This is a genomic window from Rothia sp. HSID18069 (assembly GCF_003989155.1).
Lineage (GTDB): Bacteria > Actinomycetota > Actinomycetes > Actinomycetales > Micrococcaceae > Rothia > Rothia aeria.
This window is the reverse complement of sequence record NZ_RBMG01000001.1, coordinates 623,204-636,110: the sequence shown is the minus strand read 5'-3', so window position 1 is coordinate 636,110 and position 12,907 is coordinate 623,204. Positions and strand designations below refer to the sequence as shown.

Here is a 12,907-nt window from a genome sequence, read left to right as displayed (position 1 = left end):
CGCAACCCACCCACATAGCAAAATCACCGGTTATACAGCGTAAAGAGAGCAAGGACACGGTTCTATGCGCCACCTGAACTTCCCCAAAACCCAGCCAACGTACAACCCTCAAGAGTGGACGGGTGTTGATCCCCGCTACTCGCACAGGCTTGAGGTGCCCACCACCGCCCCCATTGAGGCCCGCGCCAATCAGGCGCAGGCACGCCGCTGGCACTACCTGGACAACCTGCCGGTGCTTCAGCAGCAGGGGCTTGAACCGATCGGTACGGTGCTGTGCGTGCACGGGAACCCCACCTGGTCGTACCTGTGGCGCACCGTGCTTGACGCCGGGGTGAACACCGAAAACCCGTGGCGCGTGGTGGCGGTGGATCAGATTGATATGGGCTACTCCGAACGCACCCACCTCGATTTGGAGGGTGAGAGGCGTTCCCTTGAAGACCGTATCGCGGATTTGGGTGATTTTACGCGCGAAACCGGGCTGGATGAGACCAAACAGCCGCTAGTAATCCTGGCGCATGACTGGGGCGGGCTGGTGTCTTTAGGCTGGGCTCTTGAGCACAAGAGCATCCTCTCAGGGGTGATGCTCACAAACACCGCTGTTTACCACGACGGTATTGAACGTATACCGGCGCCGCTGCGGCTCGCCCTGAGCGTTCATGAGCTGGGCACAAAAGACTCCACCGCGTTCCTTGACGTGACCCTGGGGCTGGCACAAAACCGGGGGCGCCTGCCGGATCCAGGCACCCCGGGCGCTGCTGAAGCCGCGTTGGCTGGCCCCACCGTGCACCAGCCGCGTGCCCTGTATCCGTATAAGCTTGACGAAGGTATCCGGCGCACCTACCGCGCCCCCTACGCGCATCCGGCATGGCGTGAGGGTATCCGCAACTTCGTGGGTGATATCCCCACAGGTGCCGACATTCCATCCTACAAACATATGGTGCGTATCGCCGAAGGTATTCGTGAGCTAAAGGTCCCCGCGTTCTTCCAGTGGGGCACTAAAGACCCCGTATTTCAGCGTCGCTACCTTTTTGACCTGATGCGCCGCATGCCGCAGGCAAAAGTACACCGCTACGAGAAAGCCTCACATCTTCTGGCGGAAGATTACGATATTGCTGCCCCCATCTTCAGCTGGCTGGGGCAGAACTTCGGGGTACTCGCCGAGGGCGCCCTCCAGGAGCCGGTTAACGCTGAGGCGGCGCACCGCAAAGCCCGGCAAGAACTTGACCATCTCCACCGTGGCGATACCCCCCATAACACCGGGTTCCGGCCCATACTAGCGGCACTCACCGAACGCGCTCACGACACTTCTCTGGCTGTGGTCGATATGGATACCAAAGGCGACGGCACCCAGGTGGCGGTTCAGCTCACCTGGGAGCAGCTGGCTGATAGGGTAGATGCTGCAGCTGCTCAGCTTCACGAGCTGGGGGTGCGCCCCGGTGATCGCGTGAACCTCATGGTTCCGCCCGGGTCCCGCCTCACCACCCTTATCTACGCCTGTTTGAAACTGGGTGCGGTCATTGTGGTGGCTGACACCGGGCTGGGTTTGAAGGGCCTCACCCGTGCGCTCAAGGGCGCTAACCCGCAGTTCATTGTGGGTATTCCTGCTGCGCTCGCTGCTGCCCGCTCGCTGCTGTGGCCGGGTCAGCGTATCTCAGTTGAGCCGTTAAACGCTTTCCAGGAACGGCTGCTTGGTGTGAGCGGCTCTGTATTCGCAGTGGCGCAGAAGAATCAGACCGGCACCGTAGAGTTCCCTGCCCCCGCCCCGGATGCGGATGCGGCGGTGCTCTACACCTCCGGTTCGACTGGTCCGGCCAAGGGCGTGGTGTACACGCAGCGGCAGCTGGCAGGGATGCGCGATGCGATCGCTCATACGTACGGTTTCGAGGAAGGGTCAGCCCTGGTGGCGGGTTTCGCCCCGTTCGCCCTTCTTGGCCCGGCCCTGGGGGCCACCAGCGTGACCCCCAAAATGGATGTGACCAAGCCGAAAACCTTGACGGCGACCGCGTTGGCCTCAGCAGCTGAAGCCATTGACGCCTCCACGGTGTTCGCCTCACCGGCGGCACTGGTGAACGTGGTGGCTACCGCGAAGGAGCTGACCGAGCCGCAGCGTTCCGCCCTGGCGAAGGTCACCACTGTGCTCTCGGCAGGGGCGCCGATTCCCGTTCCTCTGTTGCAGGCGCTCTCCCAGCTGGTGCCTAACGCCTCCCTGCACACCCCGTATGGGATGACTGAGGGACTGCCCGTAACCGATGTTTCGTTTGAGATGATTCAGCAGGCGATTTCTGAGGGTGCCCCGAACTCTCAGGGTGATGTCCTTGACCCGTTCGCCAAAGACGGGGTATGTGTGGGCTACCCCGTGTACGGTGCGGCAGTAGCAATCGCCGCGTTGCAGGACGACGGGATTCCTGCGGCTGAGACCACCCGCAAGCCCGGTGTCACCGGCGAAATTCTTGTCTCGGCGCCGCATGTGAAAGACCGCTACGACACCCTGTGGGTTACTGAAGAAGAGTCAATCTCTACTCCCGGCTGGCACCACACCGGTGATGTTGGGCATCTGGACGCTTCCGGCCGTTTGTGGGTTGAGGGGCGGCTGGCGCATGTGCTTCTCACCGCTCAGGGTGTGCTCACCCCGGTGGCTGCTGAGCAGTCCGCAGAAACTCTAGCTGAGGTGCGCCGCGCCGCGCTGGTGGCGGTGGGCCCGGACGGTGCCGCCGCCGCGGTACTGGTGATTGAGGCCACCGACCGTGCGCTCAAGCAGGGGCAGGCGCCCCTTGCCCTGAGCCGTGCAGTGCGGGAACGGGTGAAGGAAGATACGGGTATTGAGCTGGCGGCTGTGCTGGTAGTACGTGAGCACCCCACGGACATTCGGCATAACTCTAAAATTGACCGAACCGCCTTGAGCGCGTGGGCTCAGAAGGTACTTGCCGGAGCATAATATAGCGCATTTTATGCGCTACACCCTGGTGTCTGCATACCCCCTTCAAACTTTCTCCTATCCGGTGCCTGTGCCCTGCGTACACACCACAAATACACTACATAGTGATACATAATCTTTCGGAGGCGATGATGACTAACCCCGCTCCCCTGGCGGCACGCTACACTGACCCATCTCCCCGTTCGTTACGGCCCGTTGAAGAATCAGATTTTGCCCCGAGCAACGCAGAGCGTGTGCTGCTGACCGGTGCCAGCGGCATGCTGGGCCGCGAGTCTGCGCTGGCCCTATTGCGTGCCGGGTACACTGTGCGGGTGTTTCAACGCTCAGATTCGGGGATAGCCGCCCTGCTGCCGGATACTATTCGTCCCAGGTTCGAGCAGGTGCGGGGTTCCCTCACCAACCGGCAAGCCATTGAGCAGGCGCTGACAGGTGTGAACGGTATTGTGCACGCAGCCGCGAAAGTATCGGTCTCCGGTGACTGGCGCGACTATGAACGGGTGAATATTGAGGGCACCAAGAGCCTGCTGGATGCTGCGGTTGAGCATGCAATCCCCAAATTTCTGTATATTTCCTCCCCGTCGGTAGCGCACGCCGGAGCGGCACTTGTTGGTGCAGGGAACGGGGATGCCTCCCCCGAACACGCGCGCGGCAACTATGCCAGGTCAAAGGCGGTGGCGGAGAAAGCGGTGCTGCAGATGAACGGTACGGCGCTATCTACCGGGAAGTATCTGTGCACCGGCGCCCTGCGCCCACACCTGATCTGGGGCCCGGGAGACACGCAGCTGGTGGAACGCATCCTGGAGAGGGCCCGTGCGGGGCGGCTGCCGCTTCTATCCGGTGGGACCGGGCTGATTGACACCCTGTACATTGATAACGCCGCCGACGCGGTGGTGCACGGTTACGAACGGTTGGAGGCGCTTGCCGGGCGGGCTGTAGTGGTCACCAATGGGCAGCCGCGCACAGTTGCCGAGCTCATGAGCGGCTTCTGCACTGCTGTGGGCGTTCCCGCACCGCGTTTTTCGGTACCGGCACCGGTGGCTGTGGTGGCCGGGCGCCTGATTGAGAAGGTGTGGGCTTTACTGCCTCATTCGGTGACCGCCGGTGATGAGCCTCCCATGACGGGGTTCCTAGCGGAGCAGCTGTCAACGGCGCACTGGTTTGACCAGCGAAACACCCGTGAACTGCTGGGGTGGGAACCGGCCGTATCAATTGAAGAAGGATATGAGCGGCTACGCCTGTTTTACGGGGATAAGTACTCCCGGCCGTAAAGGTTCATTACCTCCGGTCAAGCCCGCGCGGGGTACGTTGGCAGTGGGGGCACCGGTATGAGGAGCGGTTCATAAACGGTTCACGCACGATAATGCTGGTGCGTCCCTCATCCAGGCAGCGGCGGCACGGCTCACCGGCGCGCCCGTAGGCGTTCAGCGACCGATCAAAATAGCCGGACTGCCCGTTGACGTTCACGTACAGGGCATCGAAGCTGGTGCCGCCGGCGCGGAGCGCTTCAGTAAGTACCTGCTGCACGGCGGCAAATAGTTCCCGGGTCTGTGCAGCGCTAAGCGTGCGGGATGATTTGGCGTAGTGAATCCTGGCCCGCCACAGCGCCTCATCCGCATAAATATTCCCGATACCGGATACCACGGACTGATCTAGCAGCAGGCGTTTAATGCCGCTGGCGGTGCGGAGCATCTTCGCCCGTATCAGCGATAGATCAAAATACGGGTCTACAGGGTCACGCCCAATATGCTGTACGGCCTGCGGCACCAAAAACTCTTCCGGTATTTCTTCCGCCCCAGCGAGCGAAGCACCCGCAGGAATGTCAGACACTAAATCCGAGAGGAACATGCCGCCAAAGATACGCTGATCAACAAACCGTAATTCGGTAGTTTCACCGGTACTCTCGCCATCGGCAGGTTCGAGTTCAAGGACGATTTTGAGGTGCTTCTCGGGTGCAAAATCTGGGGTTTTTACCAGCAGCTGCCCGCTCATTCCCAGGTGTATGACCAGCGCATACGGCAGCAGCTCACCGGAGGCGCATCCGCCCCTGCCGGTGGCTGCGAGCGTGAGCCACATGTATTTGCCGCGCCGATACACCCCGTGAATGCGGGTTCCTTCCAGGCGGGCGGCAAAATCTGCTGTGCCCGGTACATGGCGGCGAGTAGAACGTGCATCCAGAATACGCACACGCTCAATGACCAGGCTCGCGGCGTGGGTCTGAACACCCTCACGGACGGTCTCAACCTCGGGAAGTTCAGGCACTGTGCCCTCCTTACTGCCTCATATGAACCGCAAACAGGCACCGTCAGCCCAGGGTCACAGCAGCACCCGGTAGGCTGCCTCGGCCGCCAGGCGTTCCGCTTCTTTCTTGCTGGTGCCCTCACCGGTTCCGGCGACTTGCCCGGCAACCACGGCTTTGGCCGTGTAGTGGCGTGCGTGGTCTGGCCCTTCGCCGCTCACCTCATACCGAACTTCTCCCCAGGCCCTGGAAGCCACCAGCTCCTGCAGATCGGTCTTCCAGTCACGCCCGGAATTCAGCACGGCCTCATCATCCAATAGCGGTGCAATTAAGCGCAGCACAAGCTCCCGGGCGGCTTCCCTGCCAAGGGTCATGTAGGTTGCACCGAAAATAGCTTCCATCGTATCGGCAAGGATTGAGTCTTTATCGGCACCGCCGGTCAGCCGCTCCCCCTTGCCCAAACGGATATGCGGCCCCAGCCTCAGCTCACGGGCAACTTTTGCCAGTGCCACGGTGGACACCACCACGTGATGCCGTTTCACCAGCTCCCCTTCCGGCATATCCGGGTAGCGGCGAAACACCTCCTCCGCGATAGCGAGCGAAAGCACCGAATCTCCCAGAAATTCCAGGCGCTCATTATGGGCGACTCCGGGATTCTCAAAAGCATAGGAACGGTGTGTTAGGGAGCGCAGAAACGTCTCGGCGTCAATAGTGACGCCGAGACGTTTCTGCAACTCCCTAGCGTCAGATGCACTAGGAACGTTATTCATTGGCAGCCAACTGTAATTTATGCGTCGGCGACCTTGCGGCCCTTGTACTCCAGGAACAGGGCGTTACCCGCAGCATCGGTGACAACCTTAGCCCGGTGCGGCAGGCTGTAGGTCACACGACCATTCTCGATGGTCTTCACCAGCGGGGGCACAGAGGCCTTCCACTGGGAACGGCGTGCGCGGGTGTTAGCGCGGGACATTTTGCGCTTGGGAACAGCCACAGCTATCTCACAATCTCTAGTAATAACAATTTAGTTTTCGGTACCCGTGCCAAGCAGCCCCTGCAGGGCCGACCAGCGCGGGTCTAACGCCTCGTGATGATGCCCTGGGTTCTCCTCCAGGCGCGCTCCGCACTCGGAGCACAGACCCTGGCATGTTTCCCTGCATACGGGCTGGAACGGCAGCTGAAGGATCACTGCGTCCCGCAGTGCCGGTTCGAGGTCAAGCGTTTCTCCCTCAACGGCGTACTGCTCATCCACTTCGTCTTCGGGGCCGCCCTCAGGGGCCTTCTCGAACACGAAAAGCTCTTGAATGTCGGCCGACATTTCATAATCAATCGGATCCAGACACAGGCTACACTCGCCGTGTACATCCACAACGGCGTCGCCGGTAACTAGAATACCATCTACCACAGACTCTAACCGAACGTTCATATCAATATCGGTACCCTCAGGAACGCCAATAAGCGCATTTCCTAAATCAGCTGGTGCGGGAACAACCTCGGCAAATGTTTCCGAAGTGCCCGGGCGATGCATCAGGTTAGTCACCGAGAGCACCAGCTCAGACGAGTCTTTACGTGAAATGACGTATCTCCTTATGAAATGTATAAACCAAAATCTCAGTCTATAGCGTGCGCAAGCACAATGCAAGATAACACACTGTTTATGAGACCTTAACCATACGATCTCGGGCGTGTCTAGGCGTTTAGACCATCCCGCAAGCGCACCTCAACAGAATGAACCCACCCCGGATCGCTGTCATTATGCCTCTTGCGGGTCCATTACCACAGGTATATTAATGCCGCTGCACAAGAGCGTGGGCTACTACCTGCGGAACAAACGGGCGCACATCCCCTCCTAACGAGGCAACCTCACGAATAATCGTGGATGATACCCCACCGTAGCGGTCTTCTCCCGCCAAGAAAACGGTCTCTACCTTCGATAAACGCCGGTTCATACTCGCCATCGGGGCCTCATACCCATAATCCGTGCCCGAGCGCAGACCCTTCACTAAGGCGCTGGCGCCACGTTGAGCCGCGTACTCCGCCAAGAGCACCCCGGTTGGGATAATCTCAACGCCCACCCCTTCAATACCAAGTTCCGCTAAAGAATCCGTGACCAGCCGCACGCGTTCCTGAAGGCTAAAAAGGTACTTCTTCGAATGGTTATGGGCAACACCCACCACTACCTCATCGAAAAGCGAAGCGGCACGCGCAATAATCTCAAGGTGCCCATTATGAACAGGATCAAATGACCCGGGGCAAATCACCAGCATCTAGTTCTCCTTCTCAGCTATACCCAGCACAGGCTCTGCACTCAGCTCTGCGGCATCTGGTTCAAGATAATACACTGCCGTCTCCCCGTGATTCTTGGCTGCAAACCGGCGCACGCTCTTGGGCCATACCGGCTCACTATCACGTGCGGAACGCTCCACCACCACAATGGCGCCCTCGGCGAGGTGAGGGGCGATCTGCTGCAGATCCTCCACCACCTGCTCATTCGGCAGCGCATACGGAGGATCCACGAACACAATATCCCACACGTCTAAAGTCCCCGACAGGTAGGTGCGCGCGCTTGAATGCCGCACCTTCACCTGCGGGTTCAGCCCACTCACAGAACACGCCCGCACCACCGCATCCACGTTGCGCTGTATGGTTCGCACCGCCTTCGGGTACTTATCGACAATCTCAACAGAGGCGGCACCCCGCGACGCGGCTTCACAGCCTAGCGCCCCCGATCCGCCATACACGTCAAGCACACGCGCACCCTCAAGCACCCCGTAGCTTTCCAGCTTAGAAAATAGTGATTCTTTCACCCTGTCGGTCGTTGGGCGAGTATTATCACCCGGCACAGAGGCAAGGCGTAAGCCGCCCGCAGCCCCCGCAATAATGCGGCTCATCTTCTCTTCGGTTCCTTCCCTCACCGGTGCGGCAGATGCATCTATCCCCTGCCTAAAAACGCCTCACGGTCAGCATCCAAGGCGTGGTCAATAGTACGCGCCAGATTCGGGTGCTTTGCCAGCGTCGGATCATCTGCCACAATACCCCGCGCATCTTCACGGGCGCGCTCAATAATTTTCGCATCTGTAAGCGCACGCAGGAATTTTAATGTGCTTTTACGTCCCGACTGCGCAGCCCCCAGAATATCGCCTTCACGCCGCTGCTGCAGGTCGATGCGGGACAGTTCAAAACCGTCCGTAGTGCCCGCCACCGCGTCAAGGCGTTCACGAGAAATACCGTCTGCTTCCTGACGGGTCACCAGCAGGCAGGTGCCTGCCGCCCCGCCGCGCCCCACACGGCCGCGCAGCTGATGCAGCCCCGAAATACCAAAGCGGTCGGCATCCATAATAATCATGAGCGTAGCATTTGGCACGTTCACGCCCACCTCAATGACGGTGGTGCTAATCAGAAGGTCAATCTCTGCCCGCTCAAATGCAGTCATCACGCGGGTTTTCTCGGCAGCGTCCATCCGCCCGTGCAGGGTACCGATGCGCACTCCCGAAAGCGCCGGGACATCTTGCAGGTAGGCGTTCATAGCTGTGACCGATGTCAGCCTGATCTTTCCATCCGAGCTTTTAGCTCCTTCACGCCCGCCATCGCCGAATAGCTGCACCCCTTCTTCGGTGTCATCACCGTCATCACCGATTTTGGGCACCACCACATACACCTGGTGTCCAGCGTCAATCTCCTCCCGAGCTCGGCTCCACAGGCGGGAAGCCCACCCCGGTTTTTCGGCGAGGGGAACCACATGCGTAGAAATCTTCTGCCGCCCGGCAGGCAGCTGGTCCAATACCGACACGTCCAAATCACCGAAAACGGTCATCGCCACGGTACGCGGTATGGGGGTGGCTGTCATCACCAGCCGATGCGGCAATTCCCCGTGGGGACCGCGCAGGCCATCACGCTGTTCCACACCGAAACGGTGCTGCTCATCCACCACCACTAAACCTAGATCGTTGAACTCGACTCCTTCAGAAAGCAGCGCATGCGTGCCAATCACAATCTGGGCGGTACCGTCTGCAAGTTCGGCCAGTACCTCTTTTTTACGTTTAGCAGACATGGAGGCCGTTAAAAGCCGTACCCGAACCTGCGGCCCGTCACCGGTGTGATCCGTGACCGTATCGGGGGTATCAATGCCGGGGATTGTTCCGGTATCAGCCATAGCCCCTAAAACATCAAGTACAGACCGCAGATGCTGTTCAGCCAGCACCTCGGTAGGGGCCAGCATGGCAGATTGTCCACCGGTATCGGCTACCTGAAGCATGGCACGCAGGGCCACCACGGTTTTACCGGAACCAACATCACCCTGTAATAGGCGGTTCATTGGCGAAGAACCGCCAAGATCGGCGGCGATCTGCTCCCCCACAGCCTGCTGTCCGGCGGTGAGCTGATAGGGAAGAACCTCCAGCAGGCGATCCGCCAGCCCGCCCGGTACAGCAGCACGGGCAACAGTGCTGTGAGCGGCACGGGCAGCCTGCAGCCTGGCCAACGCAACCTGAAGTACGAACCCCTCGCGGTAACGCATCTGCTGCTGCGCTGCGTACTGGGTGGCTTCACTATCCGGTGTGTGCAAAGCACGGTAGGTCCACTCCAGCGAAGGAATTTTACGGGCACGCCGTAGTTTGAACGGCACGGGATCTTCCAGTTCTTTCAACGGCACAGCTTCTAAGAGCTGGGTAATGTAGGAAGCAATCCGGTCGGTAGGCAGCTTCGCCGGGGCACGGTACACGGGAATAGGGGCGCCCGCTTTCTCTTGGGCTGCATCCACCGCCTCATCACTCTCGGAAAGCACCGCATAGTGCGGGTTTGTGAGGGTGTATTCACCACGATAGGTACCGACTTTACCCGAGAACATCACGTGGTCGCCTTCGTGGATATCACGTGCGGCGGTCCATGCATTAAAGAATGAGAGTTTCATCGTTGATCCTACGGGTGAGGAACCCGCAGGAACACCAAAAAGACTTTGAGACTGCCCGTAAGAATCCGTGTACCCCGAGTATGAGGCACCATTGGCGGCAAGCCCCGCCACACGCGGGTTGGTGCCCCCATACGACAGGCGGCTGGGCTGATGCACCCGTCCGTTTACGGCGGCATAACGCCCTGTGGCTCCGCCCGGCTCGCCGTCAGCGAGAGTATCGGTAATGGTGACCTCAGTAATACGCCCTCGGCGTGCCGCCATGGTACGAGTACTCACATTCAGCACCCGAGCAATAATTGTGACTTCCTGCCCCTCGACCAGCTCGGCAAACGAGCTGAGTTCACCGCGCGGTAAGTATTTACGGGGGAAATACTCCAGCAGTTCCCCCACTGTCCCCAGCCCCAAATGGGTTTTTACGGCCCGCACGGCCGAGTCAGGAAGGTACTTTTTTAAGGGTGAGTTCTCAATGCGGTCTTCGGTGTTATAGCGGTTGAGGGCACGTTTTTTCGCCTGCCCGTTTTCTGTATTTTTATTCCCCTTAATAGTTTTCTGCGCCTCTGCGGTCGGGGTACCAACGGGCGTATTCCCGGATGTCTTCCCCTTCGCTTCACCGGCGGCGGGCTTACGTTTTGCGGTGGCGGCGGTATCGGGGGCACCTGAACTGCCGGATTGGCGGGCGGCTACGGGCTTCTTCCCGTTCTTCTGCTTATTATTCTTTTGCCTCGCCCGTGTCTTTACTGCCTTCGCTGCTGGTGCGGGGGCCTCCGGGTTCCTCTCAGCGTGTTGCGGGCGAGCCTCTAAAGCAATATCCACCAGTTCGTACAGTTCCGCCGGATCCATTGCCCCAGCGGCTTCTCCCAAAGATTTTGTGAGTGAGGCAAGAGCCGCTTGATACTGTGGCGAGCGGCGGCGTTCTACCGTTTCTTGGAGCGCCGCTAAAGTGGTTTCATGGCGCGCGTACGCGGCTAAATCCTGCACGGTCAACAGCGGGTTATGAGCTACTTCGACATCTGCGAGCACACCCTCAGGTACATCCCCCGCAGCCCGCTGGTTAGCATCCGGCTCTGTGACTTGTTGGGGACGAGTGGTTTTGTTCCCCCTACGGGTGCCCTTTGTATGGTGCGCGGCTTCCTGTTGCGTCTCGGTCTCCCGCTGAACAGACGACTTCCCTCGACTCGTATTTTTATTCGACTTGTCCCCGCGTGTTGAGGCCGCTGTGCCGTCAGCATGGGTATCTTTACGCTGAGCGGCAGCATTGCGTGGGCGCGAAGGTTTACGGGCGAACTCCCCCCAGAGCGCCCCCGAATCAAGCCCGTCAAACAGGCTGGGCGCAGACGTCGAGGGTTCCGGGGAGGCACCTTCGCCGGTGCCGTGCCCTGCGTTCATCGCCTGCCCTCCCCTCAGCTTGCACACACTCTCTCATACAGTCGCAGGCCAGAGCCTTCCCCACCCCACGTTTACCTGACACGCACCGCATCATACCGGCATCGTGCGCATTATTAGATTAATTGTACGGTAAATAACACCATATTAGTACATATATTCAGGTGCGGCGTGCCTCTGAACCGCGAACACACGCATTCTCACACCGCTCAATCCGCGGCACACGCACCATCAGCAGGCCCCTCACACAAAGACGACACCCGCTCCTCACGCAGCATACCGTGCTGGGCAATTGCTGCGCGAGCATCATCAAGCGAAAACACATGCACATGCAGGCTCCACATCCCCGCAGAAACATCCAACGGGGTTAACAATAGCGAATCGCCCAGCTGCTCAAGTTCCGATCGTATCTGCGCCACCGCCACAGGGTCAGCATCCACCGTACCCATCAGCTCCCACTCGGGAACTCGCGCACTCGCAGCAGTGCTATCTCCGCGTCGTTCCTGAAAGTGACGTGAAGGCATAGCGGGCGGCACCAGCATACGCTCAATCTGGGCATCGTCCAACCTGCTGGTACGCCACCGCGAGTTCGTGTGCACCACCGTCAGATAAAGCCCAAGGGCGCCCGCATCCACCGTCCCCTTCAGCTCCGGGGCGGGCGGATACTCTGCGGTTCCTTCCAACGCCCGCAGCACGCTAGTGCGCCGATACTCTGAGCGATTCAGCATATCCTGCAGTTCACTACCGGGCCGGTAGTGGAACCGATAGTCCGCCACTGCGAGCATTACTGCCCCCATAGTGCTGCGCATGAGCGAGGCATCGGGCACGCTCTGACGCACCCGTTGCGCCGCAGCGCTGAGAGCAAACGCCTCACGATAAGAGCTCTCACGTATCTCTGCGGCGGGTGCTTCCTCATACTGTTGGTGTAACGCCGAGAACACGGGAATCTGCACTACCTCTGACTCGTCCATATCCTCGGTGAGGTGTCCCGGTAAACCCCAGTAGCTCCGTACCGCTTCCAAAGCCCAGGTACACAGCAGGGTGCCCGAGTTGCCCCTAGCTGACCGGTAAGCCTGCATAATAGCCCGCTCATATAACTGGCCTATCCGCAGGTTAAGTGCCGCCGCATCCGCTGGTTTGGGTTCTTTCTGCAGCACCTCATATTCTGCGTCGAATGCTTCTTTGAGGGCGGTGAGCGTTACGGTCAGATTTGACCCGGTGTCCTTATCCGGTACGGGGAACGCATTCAGGCTATTCAACCCGTCACGGTACTTCCGGGCTTGTGCGCACGCTGCGTCTACCCAACCGATACCGAACGTAAACTCGGTTTTAGGCGCGTTATCACCTAACACAAACACTCCTTACACGCTGAGGCACCTCACTCCATTCTAAGCCCCGGCCCCGCAGCCATGCTTAGGCCTTCCCTCGGCACGTTTAGATGCGCTCG

The 12,907-nt window shown here is 59.6% G+C and carries 10 protein-coding genes; 2 read left to right on the top strand and 8 right to left on the bottom strand.

Going from position 1 to position 12,907, the window contains the following annotated elements; genetic code table 11:
- Positions 1-64: 64 nt before the first annotated feature.
- Together D8M41_RS02865 and D8M41_RS02860 are read left to right on the top strand one after the other, a co-directional pair.
- Positions 65-2,935, top strand: a complete 2,871-nt coding sequence (locus D8M41_RS02865) for an alpha/beta fold hydrolase (RefSeq protein ID WP_023134712.1) — start codon at positions 65-67, stop codon at positions 2,933-2,935.
- A 131-nt stretch (positions 2,936-3,066) separates the two neighbouring features.
- The gene (locus D8M41_RS02860) at positions 3,067-4,203 is read left to right on the top strand and encodes an NAD-dependent epimerase/dehydratase family protein (RefSeq protein WP_037287257.1); all 1,137 of its coding nucleotides are present in this window, start codon (positions 3,067-3,069) and stop codon (positions 4,201-4,203) included.
- 7 nt (positions 4,204-4,210) lie between these two features.
- Here the strand turns inward: D8M41_RS02860 and mutM are convergent, their stop codons facing one another.
- The 8 genes from mutM to D8M41_RS02820 form a co-directional block, all read right to left on the bottom strand.
- The gene (mutM, locus tag D8M41_RS02855; protein ID WP_023134709.1) at positions 4,211-5,194 is read right to left on the bottom strand and encodes a bifunctional DNA-formamidopyrimidine glycosylase/DNA-(apurinic or apyrimidinic site) lyase; all 984 of its coding nucleotides are present in this window, start codon (positions 5,192-5,194) and stop codon (positions 4,211-4,213) included.
- A 54-nt stretch (positions 5,195-5,248) separates the two neighbouring features.
- Positions 5,249-5,941 (bottom strand): ribonuclease III, encoded by a 693-nt coding sequence (gene rnc / locus D8M41_RS02850; protein ID WP_006887990.1) that lies wholly within the window; start codon positions 5,939-5,941, stop codon positions 5,249-5,251.
- Positions 5,942-5,958: 17 nt separating this feature from the next.
- A complete protein-coding gene (rpmF, locus tag D8M41_RS02845; RefSeq protein WP_006887962.1) occupies positions 5,959-6,162 on the bottom strand; it encodes a 50S ribosomal protein L32 in 204 nt (67 codons plus the stop codon).
- 30 nt (positions 6,163-6,192) lie between these two features.
- A complete protein-coding gene (locus D8M41_RS02840) occupies positions 6,193-6,696 on the bottom strand; it encodes a YceD family protein (RefSeq protein WP_023134707.1) in 504 nt (167 codons plus the stop codon).
- 259 nt (positions 6,697-6,955) lie between these two features.
- Complete coding sequence (gene coaD, locus D8M41_RS02835; RefSeq protein WP_023134706.1) at positions 6,956-7,435, bottom strand: pantetheine-phosphate adenylyltransferase; 480 nt, start codon at positions 7,433-7,435, stop codon at positions 6,956-6,958.
- On the bottom strand, positions 7,436-8,059 hold the full coding sequence (gene rsmD, locus D8M41_RS02830; RefSeq protein ID WP_037287255.1) for a 16S rRNA (guanine(966)-N(2))-methyltransferase RsmD: 624 nt from the start codon (positions 8,057-8,059) through the stop codon (positions 7,436-7,438).
- Positions 8,060-8,100: 41 nt separating this feature from the next.
- On the bottom strand, positions 8,101-11,463 hold the full coding sequence (locus D8M41_RS02825; protein ID WP_023134704.1) for an ATP-dependent DNA helicase RecG: 3,363 nt from the start codon (positions 11,461-11,463) through the stop codon (positions 8,101-8,103).
- Positions 11,464-11,669: 206 nt separating this feature from the next.
- Positions 11,670-12,812: a kinase gene (locus D8M41_RS02820; RefSeq protein WP_126926354.1), complete on the bottom strand. Its 1,143-nt coding sequence runs from the start codon at positions 12,810-12,812 to the stop codon at positions 11,670-11,672.
- Positions 12,813-12,907 lie beyond the last annotated feature (95 nt).